This is a genomic window from Sorangium sp. So ce836, assembly GCF_028553905.1.
Taxonomy (GTDB): domain Bacteria; phylum Myxococcota_A; class Polyangia; order Polyangiales; family Polyangiaceae; genus Sorangium; species Sorangium cellulosum_D.
The window spans coordinates 904,864-931,368 of the sequence record NZ_CP102233.1; the positions used below are offsets into that span (position 1 = coordinate 904,864).

The 26,505-nt window shown below is 72.6% G+C and carries 24 protein-coding genes; 12 read left to right on the forward strand and 12 right to left on the reverse strand.

Annotated features, from left to right (window positions below):
- Positions 1-82 precede the first annotated feature (82 nt).
- The 4 genes from NQZ70_RS03430 (at position 83) to NQZ70_RS03445 (ending at position 4,465) form a co-directional block, all read left to right on the forward strand.
- The gene (locus NQZ70_RS03430) at positions 83-607 is read left to right on the forward strand and encodes a hypothetical protein (RefSeq protein ID WP_129572937.1); all 525 of its coding nucleotides are present in this window, start codon (positions 83-85) and stop codon (positions 605-607) included.
- A gap of 296 nt (positions 608-903) precedes the next feature.
- Positions 904-2,043: a hypothetical protein gene (locus NQZ70_RS03435; RefSeq protein ID WP_129572938.1), complete on the forward strand. Its 1,140-nt coding sequence runs from the start codon at positions 904-906 to the stop codon at positions 2,041-2,043.
- Positions 2,044-2,113: 70 nt separating this feature from the next.
- Positions 2,114-3,733, forward strand: a complete 1,620-nt coding sequence (locus tag NQZ70_RS03440) for a PLP-dependent aminotransferase family protein (protein WP_237244987.1) — start codon at positions 2,114-2,116, stop codon at positions 3,731-3,733.
- A gap of 264 nt (positions 3,734-3,997) precedes the next feature.
- Positions 3,998-4,465: a carboxymuconolactone decarboxylase family protein gene (locus tag NQZ70_RS03445; protein WP_129572939.1), complete on the forward strand. Its 468-nt coding sequence runs from the start codon at positions 3,998-4,000 to the stop codon at positions 4,463-4,465.
- A 98-nt stretch (positions 4,466-4,563) separates the two neighbouring features.
- On the opposite strand, the gene NQZ70_RS03450 is transcribed toward NQZ70_RS03445, so the two are convergent.
- The 3 genes from NQZ70_RS03450 to NQZ70_RS03460 are packed head-to-tail and all read right to left on the reverse strand — an operon-like array spanning position 4,564 to position 7,800.
- A complete protein-coding gene (locus NQZ70_RS03450; RefSeq protein ID WP_129572940.1) occupies positions 4,564-6,102 on the reverse strand; it encodes an AMP-binding protein in 1,539 nt (512 codons plus the stop codon).
- A 10-nt stretch (positions 6,103-6,112) separates the two neighbouring features.
- Entirely contained in the window at positions 6,113-6,382 is a 270-nt protein-coding gene (locus NQZ70_RS03455) for an acyl carrier protein (protein WP_020732644.1), read from the reverse strand.
- A gap of 32 nt (positions 6,383-6,414) precedes the next feature.
- Positions 6,415-7,800, reverse strand: coding sequence for a cystathionine beta-synthase (locus NQZ70_RS03460; RefSeq protein ID WP_129572941.1), 1,386 nt, complete (start codon positions 7,798-7,800; stop codon positions 6,415-6,417).
- A gap of 151 nt (positions 7,801-7,951) precedes the next feature.
- On the opposite strand from NQZ70_RS03460, the gene NQZ70_RS03465 reads away from it, so the two are divergent.
- The 3 genes from NQZ70_RS03465 (at position 7,952) to NQZ70_RS03475 (ending at position 10,662) form a co-directional block, all read left to right on the forward strand.
- Positions 7,952-8,581 carry a hypothetical protein gene (locus NQZ70_RS03465; protein ID WP_129572942.1) on the forward strand — a complete coding sequence of 210 codons (630 nt, stop codon included), beginning with the start codon at positions 7,952-7,954 and terminating at the stop codon, positions 8,579-8,581.
- 101 nt (positions 8,582-8,682) lie between these two features.
- The gene (locus NQZ70_RS03470) at positions 8,683-9,117 is read left to right on the forward strand and encodes a VOC family protein (protein ID WP_129572943.1); all 435 of its coding nucleotides are present in this window, start codon (positions 8,683-8,685) and stop codon (positions 9,115-9,117) included.
- A 180-nt stretch (positions 9,118-9,297) separates the two neighbouring features.
- Positions 9,298-10,662 carry a sigma 54-interacting transcriptional regulator gene (locus NQZ70_RS03475; RefSeq protein ID WP_129572944.1) on the forward strand — a complete coding sequence of 455 codons (1,365 nt, stop codon included), beginning with the start codon at positions 9,298-9,300 and terminating at the stop codon, positions 10,660-10,662.
- Positions 10,663-10,759: 97 nt separating this feature from the next.
- Here the strand turns inward: NQZ70_RS03475 and NQZ70_RS03480 are convergent, their stop codons facing one another.
- Positions 10,760-11,059, reverse strand: coding sequence for a CsbD family protein (locus tag NQZ70_RS03480; protein ID WP_129572945.1), 300 nt, complete (start codon positions 11,057-11,059; stop codon positions 10,760-10,762).
- A 409-nt stretch (positions 11,060-11,468) separates the two neighbouring features.
- Here NQZ70_RS03480 and NQZ70_RS03485 point away from each other — a divergent pair, with 409 nt between their 5' ends.
- Positions 11,469-11,726 (forward strand): GlsB/YeaQ/YmgE family stress response membrane protein, encoded by a 258-nt coding sequence (locus tag NQZ70_RS03485; RefSeq protein WP_020732654.1) that lies wholly within the window; start codon positions 11,469-11,471, stop codon positions 11,724-11,726.
- A 549-nt stretch (positions 11,727-12,275) separates the two neighbouring features.
- A complete protein-coding gene (locus tag NQZ70_RS03490; RefSeq protein WP_129572946.1) occupies positions 12,276-13,490 on the forward strand; it encodes an alanine--glyoxylate aminotransferase family protein in 1,215 nt (404 codons plus the stop codon).
- A 57-nt stretch (positions 13,491-13,547) separates the two neighbouring features.
- Here the strand turns inward: NQZ70_RS03490 and NQZ70_RS03495 are convergent, their stop codons facing one another.
- The gene (locus NQZ70_RS03495; protein WP_129572947.1) at positions 13,548-15,449 is read right to left on the reverse strand and encodes a chloride channel protein; all 1,902 of its coding nucleotides are present in this window, start codon (positions 15,447-15,449) and stop codon (positions 13,548-13,550) included.
- A gap of 1 nt (position 15,450) precedes the next feature.
- The gene (locus NQZ70_RS03500) at positions 15,451-16,011 is read right to left on the reverse strand and encodes a MarR family winged helix-turn-helix transcriptional regulator (RefSeq protein ID WP_237244988.1); all 561 of its coding nucleotides are present in this window, start codon (positions 16,009-16,011) and stop codon (positions 15,451-15,453) included.
- A 306-nt stretch (positions 16,012-16,317) separates the two neighbouring features.
- Between NQZ70_RS03500 and glyQ the strand changes: the two genes are divergently transcribed.
- Positions 16,318-17,265, forward strand: a complete 948-nt coding sequence (glyQ, locus tag NQZ70_RS03505) for a glycine--tRNA ligase subunit alpha (RefSeq protein WP_129572948.1) — start codon at positions 16,318-16,320, stop codon at positions 17,263-17,265.
- A gap of 79 nt (positions 17,266-17,344) precedes the next feature.
- On the opposite strand, the gene pyrE is transcribed toward glyQ, so the two are convergent.
- The 4 genes from pyrE to NQZ70_RS03525 are packed head-to-tail and all read right to left on the reverse strand — an operon-like array spanning position 17,345 to position 19,425.
- A complete protein-coding gene (gene pyrE / locus NQZ70_RS03510; protein ID WP_129572949.1) occupies positions 17,345-17,923 on the reverse strand; it encodes an orotate phosphoribosyltransferase in 579 nt (192 codons plus the stop codon).
- Positions 17,920-18,627: a polymer-forming cytoskeletal protein gene (locus NQZ70_RS03515; protein WP_129572950.1), complete on the reverse strand. Its 708-nt coding sequence runs from the start codon at positions 18,625-18,627 to the stop codon at positions 17,920-17,922. Before NQZ70_RS03515 ends, pyrE begins: the two co-directional genes overlap by 4 nt.
- 3 nt (positions 18,628-18,630) lie before the next feature.
- Positions 18,631-18,945 (reverse strand): polymer-forming cytoskeletal protein, encoded by a 315-nt coding sequence (locus NQZ70_RS03520; RefSeq protein ID WP_020732660.1) that lies wholly within the window; start codon positions 18,943-18,945, stop codon positions 18,631-18,633.
- A 54-nt stretch (positions 18,946-18,999) separates the two neighbouring features.
- Entirely contained in the window at positions 19,000-19,425 is a 426-nt protein-coding gene (locus NQZ70_RS03525) for a polymer-forming cytoskeletal protein (RefSeq protein WP_061623199.1), read from the reverse strand.
- 642 nt (positions 19,426-20,067) lie between these two features.
- Here NQZ70_RS03525 and NQZ70_RS03530 point away from each other — a divergent pair.
- The gene (locus NQZ70_RS03530) at positions 20,068-21,462 is read left to right on the forward strand and encodes a styrene monooxygenase/indole monooxygenase family protein (RefSeq protein ID WP_129572951.1); all 1,395 of its coding nucleotides are present in this window, start codon (positions 20,068-20,070) and stop codon (positions 21,460-21,462) included.
- Between the two features lie 125 nt (positions 21,463-21,587).
- Entirely contained in the window at positions 21,588-21,944 is a 357-nt protein-coding gene (locus NQZ70_RS03535) for a hypothetical protein (RefSeq protein WP_129572952.1), read from the forward strand.
- A 310-nt stretch (positions 21,945-22,254) separates the two neighbouring features.
- Here NQZ70_RS03535 and NQZ70_RS03540 read toward each other — a convergent pair whose 3' ends face one another.
- Entirely contained in the window at positions 22,255-24,840 is a 2,586-nt protein-coding gene (locus tag NQZ70_RS03540) for a restriction endonuclease fold toxin (protein ID WP_408022421.1), read from the reverse strand.
- A gap of 25 nt (positions 24,841-24,865) precedes the next feature.
- Positions 24,866-26,377, reverse strand: coding sequence for a PAAR-like domain-containing protein (locus NQZ70_RS03545; RefSeq protein WP_129572954.1), 1,512 nt, complete (start codon positions 26,375-26,377; stop codon positions 24,866-24,868).
- Positions 26,378-26,505: the final 128 nt, after the last annotated feature.

Genomic DNA, 26,505 nt, shown 5'->3' on the forward strand with positions numbered 1-26,505 from the left:
ACAACTGAGAACGAGGTACATGGCTTGCTCCCGGGAGCCCCAAGGCCGCGCCCGCGGCCGCACTTAGAAAGGAAGATAGCGAATGAAGCGATCGACTCATCTCGGGGCATTTCTGACCGTCCTCTCCCTCGCCGCGTGCGGCGGCGAAGGTGCAGATTCCGCCCCGACGGACACCGCCATGAGCAGCAAGCAGCTCAAGGACCTGACGGCCGACGACGTCCAGTCCGCCTGCGATTCGCTCGAGGCGAGGGTGAAGCTCACCAAGGAAGATGCCTGTGAATACCTGGGGCTCCTCGCGTCTACCGCCCTCGGGAAGCCGTGCGGCACGCTGAGGGACGAGTGCGTCTCCGCGGAGGAGCCGGCCGAGGAGGAGGTCGCCCATCCGGACTGCATGCCTCCGACCGACCAGCGCGCGGGCTGCACCGCCACCGTGGCCGAGTACGAGGTCTGCTTGGTCGCCCAGACGCAGCAGGTCCGGGCGCTCACGTGCGACTCTTCCCTGAGCTCGCTGGATACCGTTCCTCCGGATTGTGACGCCGTGTCGCGCAAGTGCCCGCAGCTCATCGCGACGCAGGCGACCGAAGGCCAGGGCGCCGAGAGCCCCTGATCGGGGCGCCGCAGCGCGCGTGATCGGGAATCGATCGACGCGCGGCCCGCTGCCTGAACGAATTGCGGGTAGGCCCGACACGGCCGCTCAGCGGCCGTGAGCCCCGTTGTCCCACCTCGGTTCTTCTGGATCTTTTGATTCCCACCGATATTCGCGCTCGTCCGCGCCTTCCGGGGCATCTCGTCGTATGATGCGCTCCGACGCCGGCGCGTCCGGGGAGCTTTCGGCTCCGGCGCGCCGGCCCGAGCGAGGCCGCGGCTCACCGCCGAGGGCTCGCTCGCACCGAGGAGGATTTCATGAAGATCACCAAGCTTTCCGGAGTGTTCGCCCTGCTGCTGATCGGCCTTGCCGCGCCCGGGTGCGGCAAGGAAGAGCAGCCGGCAGAGGCGAACGCGACGGTCGAGGTGACCGCCACCGCCGAGTCGGCGATCGGCGAAGGCGCCTACGTCGAGGAGCACGAGAGCGGCAAGGCCGCCTTCAACGTCGCCGCGGACGGGAACGTCAAGGCCGCGGTCAGCGGCCCGGACGGCAAGCCGATCGGCGAGGACGTGAGCGGCACGCTGCTGTGGAAGGACGCGTCCGGGGAGAAGACCCTGCCGCTGACGCTCGACGCGAAGACCGGGCTCCTGGTCGCCGCCGGCCCCAAGCTCGAGGCGGATCTCACGGAGATCGGCTACACGCTCAACGTCGCGGGCAAGCCGTGGAACGGCACCCTGCACGTCCCCGCCGGCGGCACCGCCGAGCTCTACGCCAACGCCAAGGGGGCGGCGGACCTCGGGCTCCCGGAGGGCAAGCTCGGCCCGCACGGCGGGCGCATCGAGATCGTCGGCGACGACCGCCTCGAGCTCCTGGTCGACGAGGTGACCGGCGAGGTCCGCGTCTACGTGCTCGACGTCGATTTGAAGCCCATCGACATCGGCGAGCGCAAGGTCACGCTCGGCGTGGTGGCCGAGGCGCCGCAGGTGGTCGTCCTCGCCCCGGTGGCCGCGACCGCGGGGGTCTCGGCGGGGGCGTACCTGACCGGCAAGCTCGCGCTCGCGGCCGATCCGCTGAAGGTGACGATCGCCGTGCGGAACGCTGGCCGCTCGGCGGTGGCCCTCTGCGGCTACCGGGCCGGGGCGGCGTTCGCGGTCCACGCGCACGCCCCGCGCGTGAAGGTGCGCGTGAAGACCGACTGGCACGCGCACGCGCACGCGCACGCGCACGCCGACCTGAAGGCGAAGGCCGATCTCGACCCGAAGGTCCACGTCCACACCGGCGCCGGCGCGAAGGCCCACGCGAAGGCGAACGTGAACGTCAAGGCGCCGAGCGTCCGCGTGACGCCGCCGAGCGTGAACGTGCAGATCAAGGCGCCCAGCATCTCGATCCCCAAGCCGAGCTTCAAGGCGTCTGCGTCGGCGCGCGCGAGCGCGGGCGCGAAGGTGGGGACGCACTGACGGGCGCCCCCGGGGGAGCGGCGCGCGGCGCAGGCCGCCCGGCTGACGCTCCCTCCCGTTCTTCCCACCGATGTCTTCAGCGGCGCCGGAGATCGCCTCGTTGACGCGGACGACCTCGACGAAGGCGCGGACGACCTCGACGAAGGCGCCGGCGACCTCGACGAAGGCGCGGACGACCTCGACGAAGCGGCCGCGGCGGGCCTCTCCGCCCGCCGGCGCCGTGACGGCCGTGGCGCTCGACCCGGCGTCGAGCGCGCCGCTCCACCGGCAGGTCTACGAAGCGGTGCGCGGCGCGATCCTCGCCGGGCGGCTGCGATCCGGGAGCAAGCTGCCGTCGACGCGGGCGCTCGCGGCCCACCTCGGCCTGTCGCGCAACACGGTGCTCGGCGCGTACGCGCAGCTCCTCTCGGAGGGGTACCTGCGCGGCCGGATCGGCTCCGGGACGTACGTCGCCGACGCCTTGCCGGAGCGCCTGCTGCTCGCCCGGCCGAGCCCCGAGCCGCGGCCTTCGCCCTCGCCGGGCGCCGGGGCCCTGTCGAGGCGCGGCGCCCTCGTGGCGGGCGCCGCGTCGCCGTTCCGGCGCGCGGCCGCGCAGCTCGGGCCTGCCGGCTGGGCGTTCCAGGTGGGCGTGCCCGCGTTCGACGCCTTCCCCGGCGCCGTCTGGGGCCGGCTGATGAGCCGGCGCTGGGACCGCTCGTGGCGGGCGCTCGTACCGCGCTGCGAGCCGCAGGGGTACGCGCCGCTGCGCCGGGCGATTGCCGACTACCTCGTCACCGCGAGGGGCGTGCGGTGCACGCCGGAGCAGGTCATCGTGGTCGGCGGCGCCCAGCAGGCGATCTCGCTGGCGGCCGAGGTGCTGCTCGATCCGGGCGATCCGGTCTGGGTCGAGGACCCGGGCTACACCGCGGCGCGGAGCGCCCTCGTGGCGGCCGGGGCGACGCCGGTCCCGGTGCCGGTCGACGAGGAGGGGCTCGACGTGGCGTCGGCCGTCGCGGGGCGGCTGCCGGCGCGGCTCGCCGTGGTGACGCCGTCGCACCAGTTCCCGCTGGGCGTGACGATGAGCCTCGGGCGCCGGCTCGCGCTGCTCGACTGGGCGAGGTCGTCGGGCGGCTGGGTCTTCGAGGACGATTACGACAGCGAGTTCCGCTACGCGGGCCGGCCGCTCGCCGCCCTGCAAGGCCTGTCGCCGGGCGCGCGGGTGATCTACGCGGGCACGTTCAGCAAGGTGCTGTCGCCGTCGCTGCGGCTCGGTTACGTCGTGGTGCCGGAGGGGCTGGTCGACGCGTTCGTCGCGGCCAAGGCGCTGGCCGACGTGTCGTCGCCCTCGCTGGAGCAGGCGGTCTTGGCGGACTTCATGGCCGAGGGCCATTTCGCGCGCCACGTGCGCCGCATGCGGGTGCTGTACGAGCGGCGCCAGGCCGCGCTGGTGGCGGCGGCGGAGCGGGAGCTCCGGGGGCTGCTCGAGGTGCGCGCGGCGCCCGCCGGCATGCACTTGCTCGGCTGGCTGCCGGCCGGGCGCGCGGACGGCGCGGCGGCCGAGAGGGCGGCCGCGAACGGCGTGCGGTGCGTCGCGCTGTCCGAGCTCCGCGTGCGTTCGGCCGGGCGGGGGGCGCTGGTGCTCGGCTATGCCGCGGTGGGGGAGGACGAGATCGCCGAGGGCGCGCGCCGGCTCAGGGCGGCTTTGCGCTAGTTCCACCCGCCAGGAGTCCGGCCAGGGATCCGGAGCGAGAGCTCAACGCAAAGGTGCAAAGGCGCGAAGGCGCAAAGGCGCAAAACAACAAATAGTTGTGTTTGCGTCTTGCGCGAGCCCCGGCGCGCGAGCGCGAGCGCGCCGCGCGGGTGGATCCCGTCGATCGTGGCGAAGTGGCCCTCGCCGAGGCGCCGCGCGCCGCTTAAAGGTGGGCTGTCGCGCGCGGCGTGGCCGGCGCAGAAGGGATGCCCACGGAGGATGAGCATGCAATCACGCATCGATTACGCGAGCGTCAACCCCGAGGCTTACAGAGCGATGCTGGCGCTGAGCGCCTGTGTGAAGCGCAGCTCGCTCGAGGGGCCGCTGAAGCACCTCGTGCTCCTCCGCGCCTCGCAGATCAACGGCTGCGCGTTCTGCATCGACATGCACTGGAAGGACGCGCGGGCGGCCGGGGAGGGCGAGCAGCGGCTGTACGGGCTCAGCGCATGGCGCGAGGCCCCCTATTACAGCGAGCGCGAGCGGGCGGCGCTCGCCTGGACGGAGGCGGTGACCCTCGTGGCCCAGGATCATGTGCCCGATCCCGCGTATGACGCCGTGCGTCGGCACTTCTCGGAGCGGGAGCTCACGGATCTGACCTGGCTCGTGGCGACGATCAACGCCTGGAACCGGATGGCCGTCTCGTTCCGGAAAGAGCCGGGCTCGCACGAGCCCCCGGAGCGGTCGAACGACTGAGGCCGCGCCAGGCCGGGCGGATCGCGACGCCCACGGCCGGCGAGCGCGGCGCGAGCTGCGGTCTGCGCGAGCGCGCCTGGCCGCGGCGCGCCGCGCGCTCAGCCGGGCAGCGCGCGATAATCGATCTTCCCCGTCGGGGTCCGCGGTAGCTCGTCCAGCGTGACGATCGTCTCCGGGACCATGTACGGAGGCAGCCGCTCCGCGAGGTGCATCCGGAGCGCGCGGTCGTCCGCCTCGCCTGCGAGCCCGACGAAGCCGCGGAGCGTCTTGCCGAGCCGCGCGTCCTCGACGGCGATCACGGCGGCCTGGCGCACGGCGGGGTGCGCCGCGAGCGCCGCCTCGACCTCGCCCGGCTCGACCCGGTAGCCCCGGATCTTCACCATCCGGTCGATGCGGCCGCGGAAGTAGAAGAGCCCGTCGGCCTTGCGCTCCACCCGGTCGCGCGTCCGGTACGGGCCGCCGCCCACGGTCGTCGGCCCCGAGACCACGAGCTCGCCCGTGCCAGGACCCTCGATGGCGCGGCCGCCCTCGCCGTCGGCGTCCAGCGCGAGCAAGGCGCAGGCCGCGTAGGGGCACGCGACGCCGATCGGGACCTCGCTCACCCCGTCCAGCGCCGCGCGGTCGACGCGGTGGAACGTGCAGACGTTCGTCTCGGTCGGGCCGTACAGGTTGTAGAGCGCCGCGCCGGGGGCGCGCGCCGCGAGCGCCGCGAGCTCGCGCGGCGGGAACACCTCGCCGGCGAAGAGGATGGCGCGCACCGGCGGCGAGAGCGCCCCGGCCGGCGCGCCCGGGCCCGCCGTGGGGAGCGCCGCGACGAGCTTCATGAACATCGACGGCACGCCGTAGATGACCGTCGGCGCGAGCGCGGCGACCGCGTCGCGCAGCGCCCGGCCCGAGGCGAGATCGCGCCGCGCCATGGTCGCGAGCGTCGCGCCGGCGCGGAACGTCGCGAGGTGGTCGAACCACGCGAGATCGAAGACCAGCTCGGCCACCCGGAGCACCCGATCCGCCGGCGCGAGGCCGATGAGATCGATGCAGAAGGCGGTGAACGCGTCGAGCCCGGCCCACGTGATGGGCACCGGCTTCGGCTCGCCCGTGCTGCCGGAGGTGTGCAGGATGCACGCGAGGTCCTGCGCCTCGGCGGCGCCTTCGCCGCCCGCGCCTCCGGCGCCGTCCTCGCGGCTCACGCCATCGTCGCCGCCCGCGCGGGCGGGCGCCGCCCCGCGCAGCACCCGGCCCTCGGCGTCGAGCTCCACCCGCGCGAGGCCGCCGCCGAGCGCGGCGTCGATCCCGTCCGCGAGGCCGCGGGCCGCGGCGTCGAGCACGAGCGCCCGGCACCCCCGGCCCCGCGCGATCCGCCCGAGCCGCGCGGGCGGCGCGGTCGCGTCGAGCGGGACCGCCACGGCGCCGGCCGTGAGCACCCCGACGAGCGCCACCGGCTCGTCGTGCGCGCGGCCCGAGGAGAGCAGCGCCACCCGGTCGTCCGGGCACACGCCCGCCCCGGCGAGCGCCGCGCCGACGGCCGCCGCGCGCGCCGCGAGCTCGGCGTAGGTCACCGCGGCGCCGCGCGACGCGAGCGCCACGGCGTCGCCGCGCGCCGAGAGGTCCTCGGCGCGCAGCCGGTAGGGGGCGGCCACCGCGGCCCCGCTAGCCCCGCGCGGCCGCGATGCGGCCGGCGACGAAGCGCGCCATGCGGTCCACGGTCGACACCGCGTCGAGGTCCACCTCCTCGTCCGGGATCTTCACGCCGAAGCGCTGCTCGATGAACACGAGCACCCGCGTCAGCGACATGGAGTCGAACCCGGACCCGCCCTCGAAGAGATCCTCGTCCAGGGCGAGCGGCGCCTTGCGCAGCAGGATCTCGTTCACGATATGGTCGTGCAGCGCGCGCCGCACCGTCTCGAGGTCGTGTGTCACCGCGGTGTCCCTTTCCTGTCCTGTAAAGCCGCTCAGCCGAGCGCCGGCGTCGCCTTGCGGGCAAGATAATCGATGAGGTCGATCTTGGACACGACGCCGAGCACCGTCTCCTCGTCGACGACGAGCGCGATCTTCGCGTCGCTCAGGACCCCCTTCAGGAGCTCGACCTTCGTCGCCGGCGTCACCGTCGCGTAGTCGCTCTCGACGAGCCCGCCGATGCTCGAGTCGAGCGTGCCGCTCCCCTCCACGAGGTGCCGCAAGAGGTCGACCTCGTGGACCATCCCGCGCAGCTTGCCGCCCTCGGTGACCGGGAGCTGGCTTATCCCGTGCGATTTCATCATGTCGATGACCTCGCGGACCCGCGCGTTCGCGTCGGCGGTGACCACCGCGCCGCTCGGCTTGACGGCGAGCAGATCGCGCACCGTCCCGAGGCCCTTGTCCTCCTCGAGGAAGCCGTTCTCGCGCATCCAGTCGTCGTTGAAGATCTTCGAGATGTACTTGGACGCGCCGTCGGGCAAGAGGACGAGGATGTTCTCCTTCTTCCCGCTCTGTCGCGCATACTTGATCGCGCCGGCGACCGCCGCGCCCGCGGAGCCGCCCACGAAGAGGCCCTCGAGCCGCACGAGATCCCGGGTCATGAGGAAGCATTCCTTGTCGTCGACCCGGATGATCTCGTCGATGATCTTGAGGTTCATCGTGCTCGGGAAGAAATCCTCGCCGATCCCTTCGACCTTGTAGGCGAAAGGCTTCGTGATCCGCTGCGTCTTCACGTAATCGTAATAGAGCGAGCCGACCGGATCGACGCCGACCATCTTGATGTCCGGCCTCCGCTGCTTGAGGAACTTGCCGACGCCGCTGATGGTGCCGCCGGTCCCCATGCCGGCGACGAAGACGTCGAGCTCGTCCCCGCACTGCTCCCAGATCTCTGGGCCGGTGGAGCCGACGTGGGCCTCGGGGTTCGACGGGTTGTGGTACTGGTTCGCGTAAAAGCAGTTCGGCGTCTCGTCGGCGATGCGCTTCGCGACCTGGTAATAGCTGCGCGGGTCGTCGGGCTCGACGGAGGTGGGACAGACCACGACGCGGGCGCCGTAGGCGCGCAGGGTCGCGATCTTCTCCTGCGACATCTTGTCTGGCATGACGAAGACGCACTTGTAACCCCGGATGGCCGCGACCATGGCGAGGGCGGCGCCCGTGTTGCCGCTGGTCGCCTCGACGATGGTCCCGCCCGGCCTGAGACCGCTCGCCTCGGCGTCGCGGATCATGTTCAGCGCGACCCGATCCTTGTGGCTGCCGCCCGGGTTCAGGTACTCGCACTTGACATAGATGTCGCTCTCGAGCCCCTCGGTGACCCGGTTCAGCTTGACGATCGGCGTGTGGCCGACGGCCCTCGTGACATCGCTGAGCGCGCCTCGCATCATGGAGAGACCTCTTACCCGCCGCGCGCCGCAGCCACAAGGGGAGCAAGCGGCCGCGGCGGGCCGCGCTCCATCGCCTCGCGCGCCGGCGCAGGGCGGCGGCTCACGGGCGTTTTCGCGATCGTGGGGTGGTCGATGAGATAGGGTCTTATCCATGATCTCCCGCCGCGTCGTGCTCGCCGCAGCCGGTCCATTCCTCGCCGGCGCGCTCGCCCCGGGCCTGGCCCGCGCCGCGGGGCGCGCGCCCGCGCCCCTCCCGGCGTTTCCCCTGTCGATCGCCGTGGTGGAGGAGGCGGCGGGAAAGCCGGTGCGCGACGACGCCTGGATCGACGCGCAGATCGCCGAGGCGGTCCGGCTGTTCGAGCCCGCCGGCGTGGCGCTGCGCAAGGTGGGCTCGCGCGCGCTCGCCCCGCGCTTCCTGCGGCTCGAGACGCGCGCCGACCGGGACGCGCTCGCCGCGGCGATCGAGGCGCGCCGGATCAACGTGATGGTTGTCGCGTCGCTGCGGGACGTCGACGATCCGCGGCGCTTCCGGATGGGCGTGCACTGGCGGAACCGGGCGACGCCGGAGCGACGCTGCGTGATCATCGCGGCGAACGCGCGGCCCACCGTGCTCGCGCACGAGCTCGGGCACTTCTTCGGGCTCGGGCACAGCGGCGTCGACGACAACGTGATGAGCTACACGCGCACCGGGGCGCCCGTCTCCTTCGACCGAGCGCAGATCGAGAAGATCCGGTCCGCCGCGCGCGGGTACGCGGCGAGCAAGGCGTTCGAGCCCGCATAGGGCGGCAACCCCTCATCGAGCGATCGGGGGGAGCGCCTCTGCTGCTGCCGTGCTCGTTCGCCTGGTCGTCTATCCGGAGAAAAAAAGTAGGAGAGTTTACAATGAAACCGCTGATGACCCACGTCGCGCTCCACGTGAGCGATCTCGACGCGACGATCGCCTTTTATCGCGAGTTTTGCGGGCTCAAGGTGGTTCACGAGCGCAACGACGCCGGCACGCGCGTCGCCTGGCTCGCCGAGGAGGGGAAGGAGCGGGCGTTCGTCCTGGTGATGATCGAGGGCGGCCGGCGCGCGCCGCAGGCGCCGGAGGACATGAGCCATTTCGGGTTTGCGCTCGAGAGCCGCGACGCCGTGGACGAGATCGCGCGCCGCGGCCGGGAGCACCTCGTCTGGCCGCCCAAGGAGCTGCCCTATCCGGTGGCGTATTTCTGCGCGCTCAAGGACCCGGACGGCAACTACGTCGAGTTCTCGTACGGCCAGCCGCTCGGGCCCGGCGCCGAGGCGCGCGACGCGGAGCTCTTGGCGACCTCGGGCTGAGCGAGCCCAGGGCCGGCGCGCGCTCCGAACGCCGGCCGCCGGGGCGCCCGGCAGGCCCGCGAGGGCGGACCGGCAGGCCCGCGAGGGCGGAGACGAGCGCCTCGCGGCCGCTGCCGCCCCGAGGCCGCCGAAGCCGGCCAGCCCCGGCCATGCGCGGCACCGTCGTGGTAGGCTGGCACGATGGGCTCCGAGCCGAAGGTTCACCCGAGCGCCGAGACGGCGCTCCTCAAGGTCCGCTCCAAAGAGATCGCGTTCACCCGCTTCCGCGTGCAGGTGACGAACGGCCCCGACGCCGGGTCGTCCCAGGTGTCGGACGCCACCGAGTTCGTGATCGGCACGGCGCCCGGCAACCAGCTCATCCTGAGCGACCGGGCCGTCTCGCGGCACCATTGCGTGATCACCGTCACCCCGCGGGGCTTCTTGCTCCGCGATCTCGGCAGCAAGAACGGCACGACCCTCTCCGGCTTCCGCGTCGAGGCGGCCTACCTCCAGCCGGGCGCCACGCTCGGCCTCGGGCAGTCGACGCTCCGCTTCGAGCCGCTCGCCGAGGAGATCCGCGAGCCGCTCGGCGACGAGGACCGGTACGGCCGGGTGCTCGGGCAGAGCACCGCGATGCGCCGCATCTTCGCGGCGCTGCCGCGGATCGCCGCGTCGGACTCGACGGTGCTCATCGAGGGCGAGACGGGCACGGGCAAGGGCCTGCTCGCCGAGGCGATCCACGAGAACAGCCCGCGCGCGGGCGGGCCGTTCGTCGTGATCGACTGCGGATCCATCCCGCCGACCCTGATCGAGGCGGAGCTCTTCGGCCACGCGAAGGGCGCGTTCACGGGCGCGCAGGCGGCGCGCGCCGGCGCCTTCGAGGCGGCGCGGGGCGGCACCGTGCTGCTCGACGAGATGGGCGAGCTCCCGCTCGACATGCAGCCGAAGCTCCTGCGCGTGCTCGAGGAGCGGCAGATCCGGCGCATCGGCACGATCGAGCCGATCAAGCTCGACATCCGGGTCATCGCGACGACCAACCGCGATCTCCGCCAGGAGGTGAACCGCGGGAATTTCCGGTCGGATCTCTACTACCGGCTGAACATCGTCCGCCTCCGCGTCCCGGCGCTGCGCGAGCGCCCCGACGACATCGCGCTGCTCACGGCGCATTTCTATCGGCAGCTCGCGCAGGGGCCGGACCAGAGCCCGCCGGGCGAGCTGCTGGAGGCGTTCATGCGCCAGGACTGGCCCGGCAACGTCCGCGAGCTGCGCGGCGCGGTCGAGCGCGCGGTGCTGATGATCGATCCGGCGCTGTTCCGCGAGGCGGTGATGGCGGGAGAGAAGGAAGGCGGCGCCCCGGCGGTGGAGGCGCTCCGGGACGACGATCTCAGCCTGTCGTTCCGCGAGGCGAAGGAGCGCGCCGTGGCGCGCTGGGAGCGGACGTACCTCGCGGCGCTGGTGCGCGCGAACGGCGGCAACCTCTCGCGCGCCGCGCGCGCGGCGCGGATGGACCGGAGCCACCTGCGCGAGCTCCTCCAGCGGCACGGCGTCTCGGCGGCCGAGGTGTGACGGCGCGAGGCCGCGCAGGAGCCCGGCCGGGGAGGGCCGGGCTCCCGTCGAGCGGGCCCTCTCGCGCCCGCTCGCGCGGGCGGGCAGGGCGCGCACCCTACTGATTGGCCTTCTGCCGGTTCTCTCCCCGGAGCTCCTTCGCCTTTCCTTCGGCCGCCATCTGCTCGTCGTCGACGAGCTTCCCGATCCGGTTCTTGATGGCGCCGGCGGCCTCCTCGAGCGCGCCCCGCGCGCGCTCATCCGCCTTGGCGTCCTCTTGCTGGACCTTTCCTCGGAGCTCCTTGGCGCGGCCCTCCGCTTCCATCTGCTCGTCGCCGAGCAGCTTGCCGATGCCCTTCTTGAGCTTGCCGCCCATCTCCTCGGCAGCCCCTTCATTCCGATCGCTCTCGTTGCTCATCGTACCCTCCTCATGGTGAACGCCCGCAGAGCATCTCCGCGGCGCGCCGTTGCCCTCCGGAGATAGCAACCGCTGCGCCACCGCCGCGCGAGGCGCGTTGTCGAGGTCGTGGAGGCGAATGGGGCAGGCTACCTCGCCCGCGCTCTGCTTTTCAGCCCGTCTGAGGCAATCCGCCACGGCGTCGCGACGCGAGCAATCCCACGGTTCGATGCGACCGTCCCGGCTCTCCAGGGCGCATTCCCCGCCGCGGTCGGATTTCGCGCTGGGAAAGGTAGCCCCGCGCGCTGTCCTGGCCGTTCAGCTCGCCTGATGGCCTGTGGAGAGGCCGGACTCCACGGCATGGCGCGGCGCTTGCTGAACAGACTGCATAGCAACCAGGAGCGCTTCGCTCCACTCTGGGAGGTTCATCATGTCGTTCATTCTCTTTCTCCTGTTTGGCCTCGTCGTCGGCGCTCTGGCGCGCCTTATCGTCCCGGGGCGTGAGCCTGGCGGGTGGGTCGTCTCGATGATCATCGGCGTCGTCGGCTCGTTCGTCGGCGGGCTGCTCGGCCGCATGCTCTTCATGTACCGCGAGGGTGAGCCTGCCGGGTTCTTCATGTCCCTGATCGGCGCCATCCTGCTCACGGCCGCCTATCAGGCGATCTCGCGCCGCCGCTCGGTGGTATGAAAGGGTCGATTGACCCTCTCGTGAGGCGCTACACCCGATGCCGTCTCGGGGCGCGACGAGGAGGAGCTCTCGCTCCGCTGCCGCGCCTCGTGACGTCCGGGATCGCCTCGGGCCGACCGCACGAGGAGCAGGGATGAGGCGTCGCCGTGCATGAGCTCGATCTCGGGCTCGAGCGCCGCGGCGCCCTCCTCCCTCCTCGCGGTAGGCCAGAGGGGGCCCTGTTCGTCGCATGGCTCGCCCCCCAGGGCCGTGCGACGAGCAGGGCCTCCTCGGCAGGCCGGAGGGGGCCTCGCTCGTCGCATGGCTCGCCCCCCAGGGCCGTGCGACGAGCCGGGTCCCTTCGGGCCGGCAGCCCGCGGACCGGCCCCCCGGGAAACCCGGGACGCGATGAATTTGTCGCCTCGGCCCGGCGTCAGGCGCGCTCTCAGGCCGTCCCGCGCCATGCCCGGGTCCGTCGCGGGCCTCGCCGGCTTGCCCGGTAGCGCTTGACGCCGCAGGATGCATTGGGCTTGCTAGCGCGCTCCGCGCTCTCGCCCAAGGTTCCTGGCCATGTCGTTCTCCATCCTGCCCCCGCCGATCACGCCCCTTGCCGCGATCCTGCCGTCCGAGCCGCTGCTCCTCATGGGCGCCGGTCCGGTGCCGATCCCGCAGGCGGTGGCCCAGGCGAACGGGGTCATCATCAATCACCTCGGCCCGACCATGGACCGCGTCATCCAGAACGTGAAGTACATGGCGGCCTACGCGTTCCAGACGCGCAGCGACAAGATCATCGGCATCGCCGGGCCGGCGTCCGCGGCGATGGAGATGGCCGTCTCGAACCTGTGCTGGCCCGGGCGCAAGGTCCTCTGCCTGAAGGTGGGGACGTTCAGCGGCCGCCTCGGCGAGATGGCGCTCGGCCTGGGCGCCGACGTGACCTTCCTCGAGGGGCCGCCCGGCCGGCCCGTGACGCTCGCCGACGCGCGCGAGGCGATGAAGAAGCAGCGCTACGACGTGGTCACGATGGCGCACGGCGAGACGTCCTGCGGCGTCCGCATGGTGGAGCTGCCGGAGATCTGCAAGCTCGCGAAGTCGCAGGGCGCCCTCACGATCGTCGACGCGGTGGTCACGCTCACGGCCATGCCGGTGCACATGGACGAGTGGGGCATCGACGTCGGCATCGTCGGCGGCCAGAAGGCGCTGTCGTCGATCCCGGGCGTGTCGGCCTGCGCGTTCTCGCAGGACGCGTGGAAGACGGTCGAGGAGCGCCCCTCGCCGCGCCCGCACTGGTGCTACGACGCCACGCGCGCGCAGCGGTTCTGGGGGTACCAGCAATACCACTACACCGCGCCGGTGCCCGGCGTGCTCGCGCTGCACGAGGCGCTGCGCCTCGTCTGCGAGGAGACGCTCGAGCGGCGGTTCCGCCGCCACGAGATGAGCTCGCTGGCGATGCAGGCGGGCCTCGAGGCGATGGGGCTCGAGCTGTTCGCGTCGAAGGACGTGCGCCTCAACAGCGTGCTCGCCATCAAGCTGCCGAGCGGCGTCGACAGCGCCCGGGTCCGCGAGTACATGACCAAGGCGTTCCGCGTCGAGATCTCGGGCGCCTTCGGCCTCAACATCGTGCGCGTGGGCCAGATGGGCGAGCAGTGCCGCTCGCACAACCTGTTCAAGACGCTCTACGCCATGGGCATGAGCTTCCGGCGCGAGGGCGTGAAGCTCGACGTCGCCAAGGGCATGGCCGCGCTCGAGCAGGGCCTCGCGGGCGATCGCGATTACTTCGTCGACTAGCTCCGCCCGCGCGGCGCTCGCCGCCCGCCGCGCGGCCCTCGCCGCTCGCCCTCGCCGCTAGCTGCGCCCGGCAGAGCCATCGGCCGTCAGACCAGCGACGGCGGCCCGGTCGCCGAACCGCCTCGCGGCGGCGAGCGCCAGCTCGCGCCGCTGCCCGGCGTCGATCCGGCTCCGGTGCGCGTCGAGCAGGTCGCTGCGCGTCAGCATCCCGAGCACCTTGCGGGGCGCCTCCCTGGACACCACCGGGAGCCTGCCCACCCCCTCGGCGACCATGTGATCGGCGGCCTCGCGGAGCGAGCTGTCCTCGAACACCACCGCGGGCGGGCGCCGGAGGAGGTCGCGGATCGAGAGCGCGCTGGGCTGCTCGGCGAGCAGGTCGCGCTGGGTGACCACGCCGACGAGCTCGCCTCCGCGGTCCACGACGGGGAAGCCCTGGTGGCGCGAGCCCTCCGCCCGCGACAGCAGGAAGGCGCGGGCGGACTCGACGGTGTCGTCGGCGGCGAGCGTCACGGCCGGGCGCGAGGCGACGTCGCGCACGAGGATCTGCGCCAGGTGGTCGGCCGCGTACTCGACCATCACGCGCGCGCCGCGGCGGGCGAGCTTCTCGGTCATGATGGAGTGCCGCATCAGTAGGCTCGAGACGAGGAACGCCGCGGTGCAGCCGCCGAGCAGCGGCAAGAGCCCCATCGGCTGCCGGGTCGTCTCGAAGGCGAAGACGACCGAGGCGAGGAGCGCCCGGGAGGCGCCCGCGAAGATCGCCGCCATCCCGACGAGCGCGGCGACGCGCGCGTCCACGCCGAGCCAGGGGAAGAGCGCGGCGGCGCCGAGGCCGAGGATCGCGCCGAGCCCGCCGCCGATCGTGAAGAGCGGCGCGAGCGTCCCGCCCGAGGTGCCGCTGCCGAGCGCGATCGACCAGGAGACGAACTTCAGCACCGAGAGCGACACGAGCGCGGTGAGCGCGAGGCGGCCGCTCAGGATGTCGTCGATGTTGTCGTACCCGACGCCGAGCGTCCGCGGCGCGACGTAGCCCACGGCGCCGATCGCGACGGCGCCGATCGCCGGCCACCACATCCAGTGGAGCGGCAGCCGCTCGAACGCCTCCTCGATCGCGTAGATGGCGCGGGTCGCCCCCATGGCCGCGACGCCGAGCACCGCGCCGAGCGCGACGTAGAAGGCGAGCGCGGGGCCGGTCGAGGGCGCGACGGCCGGCATCTCGAACGCCGGCGCGGTCGCGCCGACGGCGAGGCGCGCGGCGGCCGCCGTGGCGGTGGCGAGGGCGACGGGGATCACCGAGCGCGGGCGGTACTCGAAGAGCAGGAGCTCGATCGCGAGCAGCACCGCGGACACCGGGCTGCCGAACGTCGCCGACATGCCCGCCGCCGCGCCCGCGGCGAGCAGCGTCTTGCGCTCGTCCGCGGTGATCCGGAGCAGCTGCCCGACCAGCGAGCCGAGCGCCCCGCCGGTCGCGATGATCGGCCCCTCCGCGCCGAACGGCCCGCCGGTGCCGATCGCGATCGCCGCGGAGAGCGGCTTGAGCAGCGTCATCCGCGGCGGGATGCGGCTCTGGTTGAAGAGCACCTGCTCCATCGCCTCCGGGATCCCGTGGCCGCGGATCGCCTGGGAGCCGTAGCGCGCCATGAGGCCGACGACGAGCGCGCCGGCGATCGGGATGACGAGCACGAGCGCGCCCGCCTGGTGCTCGGCGGGGGAGGCGGGCGCGGCGGAGAGCCGGCCGAAGAACGCGAGGTTCGTGATGACGGCGATGAGCGCGGTGAGCAGCTCCGCCGCGAGGAACGCGGCGCCGGCGATCGCGATCGCGAGGCCGCTCACGAGGACGACGCGCCGGTCGACGGCGGCGCCCGGGGCGGGGACGCGGAGGTCCGCGAGGGTCGGGCTCATCGAGGGGGCGACCGGGATGCTCTCGCCGGCCGCGGCATTTGGGGCGTGCACGCTGGACATGTCAGCTCTCCTCGCGGTTTGCCGCCGCGGTGCCGGCGAGGGCATCTTCGCCCTCGAAGAACAGGGGTGGGGCCTCGTCGCCGGCCCCGAGCGCCCGGGCGAGGGTGGTGAGGCTCTGCGCGAGCCCGCGGCGCTCGTCCTCCGGCAGGCGATCCACGGCGGCGACGAGCTCGGCCTGCACGGTGCGCGGCGCGCGGCGGAGCAGCGCGCGGCCGGCGGGGGTGAGCGAGATCTCGGTCCGGCGCGCGTCCTCCGGCGAGGCGCGCCGGGCGACCAGCCCGCGCTCGGCGAGGCGCGTCACCACGACCGAGACCGAGCTCTGGTGGGTGAGCGTGCGCTGCGCGAGCTCGGCGACGGACGCGGCGGCCGCCTGGTCGAGCTGCTGCAGCACGAACAGCTGCGCGCTGCTCAGGCCGAGCTGCCGCTCGCACGCGCGCGAGGAGACGCGCAGGCGCTGCACGATGGCGCGGATCGCGTCCATGACCCGCCGCGCGTCCGGCCCGCCCTGGGCCTTCCGCGCGGCGGTCTTCCGCCGCGCCGCTGGAGATGCATGGGAGCCCATACAACGCGCCGGAAGCTACGCCATGCGCCGGACAGGCGCAAGCGGCCGGCAGGGCGGCGCGGGCGGCGCCTCCGGGTCGGCGTGGGCCGAGGCGGGCCGGCGTGGCCAAGGCGGGTCGGCGTGGGCCGAGGCGGGGCCGTCCTCGACGGGGCTTACGCCCGGAGGGGCGACCGGCGGCGGCGGTCCGCCGGCGCGGCGTTCGGCGCGGCGCCCGCGACGCGCCGCCCCTCGGGCGGACCGTGCGGGCGATCCTTCGCGGGGCGTCGCCTGCGCGGGCGATCCAGGCTAAGAACCGGCCCTCCCACCATGACCTTCCAAGACCTCATTCTCACCCTGCAGAAGTTCTGGGCCGATCGCGGCTGTCTCATCGTGCAGCCGTACAACTCGGAGGTCGGCGCTGGCACGTTCAACCCGGCGACGTTCCTGCGCGCGCTCGGCCCCGAGCCCTGGAATGTGGCCTTCGTCGAGCCTTCCCGGCGGCCCGCGGACGGTCGTTACGGGGAGAACCCGAACCGGATGCAGCAGTTTCACCAGTTCCAGGTGATCCTCAAGCCGAGCCCGATCGACATCCAGGACCTCTACCTGGAGTCGCTGCGGGCGATCGGCACGAACCCGCTCGAGCACGACGTCCGGTTCCTCGAGGACGACTGGGAGTCGCCGACCCTCGGGGCGTGGGGGCTCGGCTGGCAGGTGTGGATCGACGGGCTCGAGATCTCGCAGTTCACCTACTTCCAGCAGATCGGCGGGATCGACTGCCGCCCCGTGTCCGGCGAGCTCACGTACGGCCTCGAGCGGATCGCGATGTACCTGCAGGACAAGGACAGCATCTACGACGTCGTCTACTCGGACAGCGGCGGGAAGATCGTGCGCTACGGCGACCTCTACCAGCGCGCCGAGTGGGAGTGGTCGACGTACAACTTCGAGGAGGCCGACATCCCCGAGCACTTCGCGGCGTTCGACGTGTGCGAGGCCGAGGTGAAGCGGCTCCTCTACCGGGGCGCGGATCCGGCGGCGAAGGGGGCGGCGATCGATCCGAAGAAGGCGCTCGTGCTCCCGGCGTACGATTTCGTGGTGAAGGCGGCGCACCGCTTCAACGTGCTCGACGCGCGGGGCGCGATCAGCGTGACCGAGCGGCAGCGCTACATCGGCCGGGTCCGCGCGCTGGCGCGGGCGATCGCCGAGACGTACCTCGCGCAGCGCGAGGCGCTCGGCTACCCGCTCCTCGGCGAGCCGCTGGCGAAGGCGGCGGAGTAGCGCGCCGCGGGCGGAGGCGGAGCAGCGCGCCGCAAAGCGGAGGCGGCGCCGCTGCGCCGCCTCGCCCGGGCCGCCCGCTTCAGCCGAGCGGGCTGTCGGGGAGGAAATCGCGGCGCGTGCAGATCGAGACGACCGGCAGCCCCGCCGCGCGGATCGCCTCGGCGCCGCCCTCGAGGCGGTCGACCAGGGCGATCACGCCGACCACCGAGGCGCCCGCGGTGCGCAGCTTCTCGACCGCCTTCAGCGTCGAGCCGCCCGTCGTGATGACGTCCTCGAGGATCGCGACGGGCATCCCGGGCACGAGCCCACGATCGCCCTCGACCAGGCGGCGCGAGCCGTGGTCCTTGACCTCCTTGCGCACGTACAGCGCGGGGAGGGGGCGGCCGCGCAGGAAGCTCGTGAGCGACACCGCGCTCGCGAGGGGGCAACCGCCGAGCTCGACGCCGGCGACGGCCTCGCACCGGGGGAGCGCGTCGAGCGCCTCGAACATCAGCGCGCCGACGAGGGCGTGGCCCTCGGCCGTCAACACCGACTGCTTGCAGTCGATGAAGAAGTCGCTCTCGCGGCCGGACGCGAGCACGACGCGCTTCTGCTCGAACGATCGCTCGCGCAGCAGCGCGACGAACCGCTCCCGCTCGGACGTGCCGGCGGCGCTCACCGCCCGCCCCGCTTGCGGAGCGACGCCTTCGCGGCCCCCTTCCGGAGCGCGGGGACGACGGGCGGCGGCGGCCCGCCGGCGCCCTCGCCCGCCTCGGCCTCGTCGCCCTCGCCGCCCGCGGCGGAGGCCGACAGATCGGCCTCCTCCTCGTCCTGCGTCGCCGCGAGGCGCGGCTCGGGCGCGGGCGCGGGCCTCGCCTCGACCGGGGCCGGGCGGGCCGCCGGCGCGGGGCGCGCGGGCGCCGGCGCGGGGCGGGCCGCGGGCCGCGCGGCAGGCGCCGGCGCGCGCTCCGCCGGCGCCCGCGCCGGCCGTGCAGCCGCGGGCGCGGCGGCGCGCGGCGCAGCTGCCGTAGCGGCGGCCCGGACCGGGGCGGGCGTCGCGGCGAGCGGGGCGCCCGTGGTGACGTTGCCGCGCACCAGCGCGCCGGCGTGGATGCCGATCTGCGGCGCGCCGAGGTCGCCGACCACGCGCGCGCCGGGCTCGAGGATCACGGCCTCCTCGCCGGAGATGTTCCCGGCGACCGCGCCGCGGACGACCACGCGCCGCCCCCGCACGTCGCTCTGGATGAGCGCGCCCTCGCCGATGGTCACGTCGCCGGTCATGACGACGCTCCCCTCGACGCGGCCGAGGATCTCGAGATCCCCGTCGCCCTGCACGTTCCCGCGGATGGCCGTCGTCGGCCCGATCGAGGACTGGGCGGCCATCGGCTACACGTCCATGTCGACGTTGCCCTTGAACGAGGCTCCGTCCGCGATGGTCAGCCGCGACGCCTTCACGTCGCCGACGAGGCGACCGCCCGCGAGGAGGTCCACGCGGTCGGCCGCCGTGACGTTGCCGGTCACGTTGCCGCCCACCTGGAGCGACGCCGCCCCGATGTCCGCTTCGACCAGCGCCCCTGCGTCGATGGTCAGAGGCCCCTCGACGGTGAGCTTGCCGCGCACCGTCCCGGCGACGATCACCTCGTCGTCGGAGGTGATCTCGCCCTCGATCGTGAGCCCGTTTCCGATGATCGTACCCGCCACGTTCGTGCTCCTCGTCGCGCCGTCGCGGCGCGCTTGTCCGTCCGTCAACGCGCGCTACCGCCCCGCCGGTTCGCGCCGGGGGCTCTGCGCGCGCCCGCCGGTCCGCTCCGAGAGCTCGGCCGGCAGGTCGAACTCCGCCTCGATGCGGCCGGCGAACGCCGCGCCTTCCTCGAGGATCACCTCGCTGCCGCCCACGTTCCCGGCGTACTGCGCGGTCGCCCGGATGGTGACGGGGCCGCGCGACGTCACGTCTCCCGTGAGCTGTCCGGCGACGACGAGCGAGCTCGCCTCGACGTCCCCGGTGACCGACGCTCCGTCCTCGATCTCGAGATCGCCGGTCAGCTGGATGTTCCCCTCGACGCTGCCCTCGACCCGGAGCGAGCCATCGCCGTGGACGCGCCCGCGGATGCGGGAGCCCCTTCCGATGAGCGACTCGGCGGCGTCCGATTCGCGGTGCGTGGTTGTCGAGCCTCGGGCCATTCTCGTCTCCAGTGCGCGTCCAGTGCGCGAGGGGGCCGCGCGAGCCGGGGCGCGCACTCGAGGCCCGGCTCGTCCGCTCGGGCGGGGCGATCGGCGTCGCCCGGCCCTGCGGCGGCGCGGACGCTACTCCAAGGCGCTGCGCCTCGCAACCGGCGGGCGGGCTCGGTGGGCGGTGCCTCGGCGCGGGGGGCTCGGTGCGGGGGCCTCGGTGCAGGGCGGGCTCCGCGCGCTGCAACGGAGCCCTCGGGGGGAGGGGGTGTCGCGCGGGGGGCCGAGGGGGGCCCTCCCACGAACTCGCGCCTCGTGGTGGCTATGGCCTCCTGTACGGAGGTGCCGAGTCCATGGGCGACCCGCTGCGATGCGGGCCGGCGCTCGGGTTCGTGGGGCCCTCCCCCTCGGCCCCCCGCGCGACACCCCCTCCCCCCGAGGGCTCTCTCCGATGGAGGGGGGCCTCTCCGGTTGTCGGTCGTCCAGCACCTCGCAGGAGGCTTCCGGCGCTCCTGGCCGAGGTGATACGGTCTCCTTTGACTGGGCTTCCCTTGCTCGCGACGCCTCCGGTGCCCCTGACGGCGAACCGACCTGGATGGCTCGGCGCGCGTCGTCGTGAGACGAGCGCAGACCAACCCAACCCGGGGGTTCCTTATGCGCAAGATTGCTATCGTGGGGTCTGGACAGGCTGGCTTGCTGGCGGCGCACGCGCTGGTGAAGGCCGGCTACGGCGTGACGCTCTACTCGGATCGCACGCCCGAGCAGTGGCTCCACGAATCGAAGCCGACCGGCACCGCCGCCCGGTTCGACAGGGCGCTCCAGCTCGAGCGCGAGCTCGGCCTGGCCTTCTGGGAGGACGCCGCGCCCCCGGGCGAGGGCGTCCAGCTGACCGCGTGCCCCGCGCCGGGCAACCGCCTCCTGACGCTGGCAGGGCGCCTGGAGCGGCCCTTCAGGGCGATCGATCTCCGGCTCCAGAGCCACCGGTGGATGCTCGAGCTCGAGCGGCGCGGGGGCAAGGTCGCGATCGAGCCGGTCACCGTCCCGCGGCTCGACGCGATCGCGGCGGAGAACGATCTCACCATCGTCGCCGCGGGACGAGGCGACCTGTGCAACCTGTTCGAGCGCGACCCGGCGCGCAGCGTCCACACCGAAGCGCAGCGCAACCTCGTCATGATGTGCGTCACCGGCCCGAAGCTCGGGTTCGACGGCGTCCCGCTGCTCCCCGTCAAGTTCAACCTGTTCGCCGGCCTCGGGGAGGCGTTCTGGATCCCCTACCACCACAAGGACGTGGGGCCGAGCTGGAACTGTATCATCGAGGCGATACCCGGTGGGGCGTTCGACCGGTTCCAGGGCGCGGCGACGGGCGAGGAGATCGTCGCGATCACGAAGGAGCTGGTGAAGGAGCTCATCCCCTGGGACTACGAATGGTTCAGGACAGCCGAGCTGTCGGACAAGCATGGATGGCAGAAGGGTCGGGTCGTCCCGGCGGTGCGCAAGCCCGTCGGGCGGCTGCCCTCCGGCCGCATCGTGACGCCGCTGGGCGACACGGCGATGTCGCTCGACCCGATCGGCGGCCAGGGCGCCAACACCGGCAACAAGATGGCGCGCAACCTGGTCGAGTGCGTCGTGCAGCACGGCGACCGGCCCTTCGACGCCGAATGGATGACGCGCACCTTCGAACGCTTCTACGCGCGGCGCGGCGGGCCCACCGATCGGTTCAACAACCTCCTCCTCTCCGGAGCGTCCGCGGGGATATTCCACCTCCTCTTCGCGCAGTACGGCAGCGACGGGCGGGCGGACAACGCGAGCCGACCTCAGGCGCTCGCGAACGCCTTCGTGAACAACTTCAACGATCCGGCGCAGCTGACGCCGGTCCTCGAGGACGTGGGGCGGGTGCGCGCGTTCATCGGGCAGACGACGGGGAAGCCGTGGCCGCTCGCGCTTGCGGCGGGGGGCGTCGGCGTCGGCCTCGCGCAGGTGCGGCAGCGCCTCGGGCTCCCGCCCGGGCACCCGAGGGCGCCGGCGCACGCCGGGGGAGCATTCGCGTAACGCCCGCGCCGGCCAGCCCGGAGCGGGCTGCGCGCGCCGCCGAGCCCGGAGGTTCCACCGCGACGCGGTGAGCAGCCCACCGCCATCGCGCAACGCGTGGCTCCGCGCCGGCCGGCCGGAGTGTCATGAAGTCGTTCGACGACCAGCCTCTCGTGCCCCTCGGGATGGGCGACGACCTCGGGCCCTATCGCATCCATCGCCGGCTGAAGAGCCCTCAGGGGACCGAGCTCTACCAGGCGCGGGACCGAGCCGATCCGGACGCCCCTCTCGTCCGGCTGGAGGTCTGGGTGAAGGAGCCGCACGACCGGTTCATGCAGCTCGCCCGCTCCCACAGTACCGTCCCGTCGGGCAGCGCCGCGCGCGTCACCAGGCCGTCGGCATTAAACCCCCAATCGCGCCTCTTCGAGCAGAACGTCGTTCTCGATCCTGAAGACTATGCTCTTCTCCCCGTCTTCGCCCTGAGCGTGGAAATATCCGGATAGATCGGCTTTGAGAAGAATTAGATCGTTGATGACGCTACGGAATATTGTCAGGCCTTCCTCTGTGACGTCCGCGCCGTAGAATAGGTAGCGCGTCCAATTGATCGAGTCGTTGCTCCAGCACCAGCCTTTCATATAGAGATGTGCTTTCTCATTGTCGCGCCATCGTTCTCGAATCGTTGATATGGTGGATGTTATGCTGGAAAAAATGTCGGGCGACACTTCCAGCCAGCCGCGGACCGAATAGAAATACGACATGTATATCGCCTCGTTGCTCTATGGTTGTGTCGGCGCTGCGCCTTGTGCGCAGACATTAGGAGGAGCAGCTTCCTTTTGTTGATGAGGGCAGGCCAACGCGTACCTCCGCGCCCTTTTCTTCGATGTAGCTGCGAACTTCAGGGTGTGGCTCCTCTTTGAACCAGTAGACCGGCTTCTTGCCGTGCTCGCCCGCGAGGCGGACTGTCTCCTTGATCTGATTTCTGGTGCTCTTGCCGAGGAAATTCTTGGGCTTGGTGACTGCGCTCGGTGAGTCCTTCGCCTGGATGAGCTCCGTGGACGTCACTGAGTCAATTTCTCGGTCATCGATTATTTGAGATGTCCCTCCGCTAACCCTCCGGACATCATCTTCCCAAGCTTTTCCTGCTTCGCCCAATACCTTGCCCTTCGCGAGACCGAGGGGATCGATGTGGAGGGTTGGACTGCCGTCGAACATGAACAGGTGCCGTCCGCCGGCCGCTCCAAGCGGATCCGGGCTGCACCAGCCGCCGGTCTCGGGATCGAAGAACCTGAACTTCGTATAGCAGAGCCCCGTCTCGTCATCGGCGTACTGCCCGAGCAGCCTGAACGGCGACTCGACGGTGGTCCTGTGGTTGAGGACGCTGACCGGATCGCGCCAGACGTCGGCGACCTTGCCCCAGGCGGAGTGGGCCGCCGACCAGGCGACGAGCCCGCGCGGGTCGAGCAGCTCCTTGGGCGTGCCGAGGTGATCGTTGACGTAGGTGAGCACACGCCCGTCCTGCTGCTGGAGCAGCGGCACGAAGGTCCCCGGCGCGTGGACGAACGTCCGCGCCCCGCGCTCGTTGTCGACGTCGGCCGCCAGCACATCGCCATCCCACACGAAGTCCACCACGTGCGGCAGGCCGACCACGGCCTTGGTGATCACCTCCTTGCGCACGCGCCTTCCGAACGCGTCATAGGTCATGACGACGCGGGTGCCATCGGGCAGCCGCACCTCCCTGAGCCGGTCACGGCAGTCCCAGACGTAGCGGGTCATGTCCTGCTCGGTCGCGGCGCCGCCGCTCGGGTGGTTCTCGCGGTAGCGCGCCAGCTCGACCTTGGCGGTGCGGCGCCCGCGCGCATCGACCTCGTAGGCCGCGGTCTCGGTCCTGCGCAGCACGCCGCCGGGCTCGAGCCTCCACGACGGCTGCGTCCAGCCCTGGGGCTGCTGCGCTTGCGTCGCCGGCGCGAGCGGCGCCAGATCGTCGTTGCCCGCGAGCTCCTCGAGCATGCGCGTGATCGAGCCGGCCGGGTCGTAGGCGAACACCTCGCGCACGGTCCCACGCTGCGCGGACAGCAGCCGGCCGACGCGGTCGTAGCGGTACGCGGTCGCGCCCCAGCGCGCGTCGTCGATGCGCTCGACACGACCGCGCGCGTCGTACAGCCACTGCCGCGCGACGAGCACCTTGGGCACGCCCGGCGCCGGCGCGGTCGCGCGCTGCTCGATGAGCCGGTCCATCGCATCGTAGCTGCTCCGCACCGTGATCGCCGCGGCCTCGCCCGCCGCGTCGTCCTCGCCCGGCGCGCGGCTCGTCCTCTGCACCTCGCGCCCCAGCGCGTCGCGTTCGATCGCGACGCGGTGCCCGTCGTGCTCGACGGCGCTCAGCGCGTCGAGCGCGTCGTAGGCATACCTCGTCCTCGCCCCGTTCGGCATGACGCGCTCGATGCGCCGGCCGCGCGTGTCGTAGGCGTACCGCATCGCACGGTCGCCCTGCCGCTCGCACACCACGCGCCCGAGCCCGTCGCGCTCGAACCACGTCTCGACGCGCAGCCCGCTCGCCTCCTCGAGCGCGGCCCCGAGCAGCCGCCCCATCCGATCGCGCGCGTAGCGGATCACCCCGTCGGGCGTCTCGTCGCCGGTGAGGTTGCCCGCGCGGTCGTAGAACAGGTTGCGCCACCAGGTCCGGTCGGCCGCGAGCTCAATGCGCCCGAGCCGCCCCGAGCTCCGGTAGCCGTAGCGGAGCTTGCGGCCGTCGAACGTCTCTTCCCGCGTCACCCTTCCTGCATCGTCGTAGCCGAAGACGTACTTCTCGCCCTTGGGGTTCGTGATGACGTGCAGCCGCTCCTTGCTCGTATATTCGAAGCGCCACACGCCCCCGCCCGGCTCGACGACCTGCGCCAGCACGCCCGTGCCCTGGTAGGCGAGCTGCGTGGTCTGCCCCAGTGCGTCGACCAGCCGCACCGGGTTGCCCATGCGATCGTAGGTCGCAACAGTCCTCGTCCCGTCGGGCCGCTCCACGCGGATCGGCCGCCCCATCGGATCGTACGTCACGCGCGTCGTCCGCCCCAGCGCGTCGGTCCTCGACACGGGCCTCCCCATCCCGTCGTGCGCGTACGTCGTCCGCGCGCCGCGTGCGTCGATCTCGGCAATCACGTTGTGCTGCGCGTCGTGCTCGTAGCCGAACAGCAGCCCGCCCTGCTCGCCGCCGTGCGCGTACACGCCCGTGACGCGCCCGCGCTCGTCGCGCGCGAACGAGACCGCCTCGCCCGCCGGCAGCAGCACCGCGCTCACCTCGCCGCGCGCGTCGCGCATCACCTGGGTCACCAGCCCCTCGGGGCTGATCTCGCGCACCACGAGGTCGCCCTCGTGCTCCCACCGCGTCTCGTTGCCGAGCGCGTCCATCTCCCGGACCACATTCCCGCGGGCGTCATGCCAGGTCTGCACGCCCTCGCCGTCGCCGTTGACCTCGGCGACGAGGCGTGCGTCCTCGTCGTACGCCCGCTCCCACAGCACCGTCCCATCGGGCAGCGCCGCGCGCGTGACCAGGCCGTCGGCGTTCCAGGTGTACACCCGGCGGCTCCTCGCCGCGGACCTCGGTCGTCCTCGCCCGCTCGTCGCGCCGGAGCTCCACCTCATAGAGCCCGTCCCGCCCTCCAGTCTTCCGGCACCGGTGCCCGTGGGGATTCTCGTAGGCGTACCAGAACCGCTCGCCGTTCTTCAGCGTGGTCGCCGTCATCCGGCAGCGCACGTCGACCTCGTACGCCTCGACGCCTCCCACCGCATCGACCGCCGCGATCAGGCTCCCCGCGCGGTCATACCGGTAATCCACCCACTGCCAGAGCCGCCGCTCCGCCCACAGCTCCAGGCGCGTGATCCGCCCGTCCTTCCACCACACCCCGAGCTCCCGCCCCGCCGTATCCACGATCCGGACGAGCCGATCCCCCTCGTAGTCCAGGCGGATCTCGTTGCCGTGCACGTCCCGGATCGCGCGCAACAGCGCCCTCGCCGATCCGCCCTCCGCCGCGAACACCCGCACCTGCCGCGACCCGAGCTCCACCACCCGGTACTCCCGCGCTCCGTCTCGGTGCAGCTCCAGCCGCTCGCGCCGGTGGAACGCGCGCTCTCCGGGCCCGACCTTCTCGAACCAGATCCACCGCCCCTGGCCGTCCCGCAGCGCGAGGACCTGCTCTCCCGCCTCGATCCATTGCTCGTAAGAAAACGCCCACCCCGGGCCGAGCGCCGCGTTGCGCTCCTCGTACCGAGAGGAGCGGTAGTGCCGCGCCCACGTGAGCGGGATCATGCCCGCCACCTCGATATCCGTCGCCGCGTCGACCACCGCGCCGTCCGTGACGTCGACCGGGTGCCCCTCGGTCGTGCACTGGTCCACCGGCGGCGATGACGACTTGCCCGCCGTCGCCCCCTTGTGGCTCCTCCCGCCGCCGCCGCCCCCGCCGCCGCCCGGCGTGCTCGGCTTCCTCCCGCCCGGCGCCCCCGCGCCGCCGCCGCCCCCGCCGCCGCCGCCCCCCGCGCCGCCCGCCCCGCTCGCGCTCGTCCCGGCGCCGGCGGTGACCGACTTGTTCATCTGCCCCATGCTGCCGGTGATACCGGCCATCCCCAGCTCGACGAGCACGTTCGGCGCGCCGAGCCACGGGAAGCACGGACCGCCCGTGTTGAGGCTCAACGTCTCCTTCAACGTGCCCGGCTCGTTGCCGTGACACGCCTTCATGCACCCGCCGACCGTCAGGATCTTCTTCCCTTCGATCTTCGTCCGCATCGGCGCGTCGATGACCCCTTCGGCCACCGTGCCCATCGTGGGATATGGAATCGGCAGCGGGCTGGGCGCCGCCGGCGTCGTGCACACGCTGACGGCCATGCCGGTCATCTGATGTCCAGAACCTTCGTGGACCGTATCCAGCCTCAGCGCCGTGACCTTGCTCATGGCAGCAGCAATTTCGCTCACACCCTGTCGGGCATACAATCGGGACCCGCCCGACGCGGATGCGAACGCGACGCCGGCCGCGCCGGTCGGGCGGCGACGGACCGTACGCTCCTCGCCGGACCTCTGCG

Bases quoted from the DNA above. Each gene is read 5' to 3' on its own strand.
- NQZ70_RS03430 (WP_129572937.1), top strand. From the start codon at position 83: ATGAAGCGATCGACTCATCTCGGGGCATTTCTGACCGTCCTCTCCCTC.
- NQZ70_RS03435 (WP_129572938.1), top strand. From the start codon at position 904: ATGAAGATCACCAAGCTTTCCGGAGTGTTCGCCCTGCTGCTGATCGGC.
- NQZ70_RS03440 (WP_237244987.1), top strand. From the start codon at position 2,114: ATGTCTTCAGCGGCGCCGGAGATCGCCTCGTTGACGCGGACGACCTCG.
- NQZ70_RS03445 (WP_129572939.1), top strand. From the start codon at position 3,998: ATGCAATCACGCATCGATTACGCGAGCGTCAACCCCGAGGCTTACAGA.
- NQZ70_RS03460 (WP_129572941.1), bottom strand. From the start codon at position 7,800: ATGATGCGAGGCGCGCTCAGCGATGTCACGAGGGCCGTCGGCCACACG.
- NQZ70_RS03465 (WP_129572942.1), top strand. From the start codon at position 7,952: ATGATCTCCCGCCGCGTCGTGCTCGCCGCAGCCGGTCCATTCCTCGCC.
- NQZ70_RS03470 (WP_129572943.1), top strand. From the start codon at position 8,683: ATGAAACCGCTGATGACCCACGTCGCGCTCCACGTGAGCGATCTCGAC.
- NQZ70_RS03475 (WP_129572944.1), top strand. From the start codon at position 9,298: ATGGGCTCCGAGCCGAAGGTTCACCCGAGCGCCGAGACGGCGCTCCTC.
- NQZ70_RS03480 (WP_129572945.1), bottom strand. From the start codon at position 11,059: ATGAGCAACGAGAGCGATCGGAATGAAGGGGCTGCCGAGGAGATGGGC.
- NQZ70_RS03485 (WP_020732654.1), top strand. From the start codon at position 11,469: ATGTCGTTCATTCTCTTTCTCCTGTTTGGCCTCGTCGTCGGCGCTCTG.
- NQZ70_RS03490 (WP_129572946.1), top strand. From the start codon at position 12,276: ATGTCGTTCTCCATCCTGCCCCCGCCGATCACGCCCCTTGCCGCGATC.
- NQZ70_RS03495 (WP_129572947.1), bottom strand. From the start codon at position 15,449: ATGTCCAGCGTGCACGCCCCAAATGCCGCGGCCGGCGAGAGCATCCCG.
- NQZ70_RS03500 (WP_237244988.1), bottom strand. From the start codon at position 16,011: ATGGGCTCCCATGCATCTCCAGCGGCGCGGCGGAAGACCGCCGCGCGG.
- glyQ (WP_129572948.1), top strand. From the start codon at position 16,318: ATGACCTTCCAAGACCTCATTCTCACCCTGCAGAAGTTCTGGGCCGAT.
- NQZ70_RS03515 (WP_129572950.1), bottom strand. From the start codon at position 18,627: ATGGCCGCCCAGTCCTCGATCGGGCCGACGACGGCCATCCGCGGGAAC.
- NQZ70_RS03525 (WP_061623199.1), bottom strand. From the start codon at position 19,425: ATGGCCCGAGGCTCGACAACCACGCACCGCGAATCGGACGCCGCCGAG.
- NQZ70_RS03530 (WP_129572951.1), top strand. From the start codon at position 20,068: ATGCGCAAGATTGCTATCGTGGGGTCTGGACAGGCTGGCTTGCTGGCG.
- NQZ70_RS03535 (WP_129572952.1), top strand. From the start codon at position 21,588: ATGAAGTCGTTCGACGACCAGCCTCTCGTGCCCCTCGGGATGGGCGAC.
- NQZ70_RS03540 (WP_408022421.1), bottom strand. From the start codon at position 24,840: ATGGACGCGCTCGGCAACGAGACGCGGTGGGAGCACGAGGGCGACCTC.
- NQZ70_RS03545 (WP_129572954.1), bottom strand. From the start codon at position 26,377: ATGAGCAAGGTCACGGCGCTGAGGCTGGATACGGTCCACGAAGGTTCT.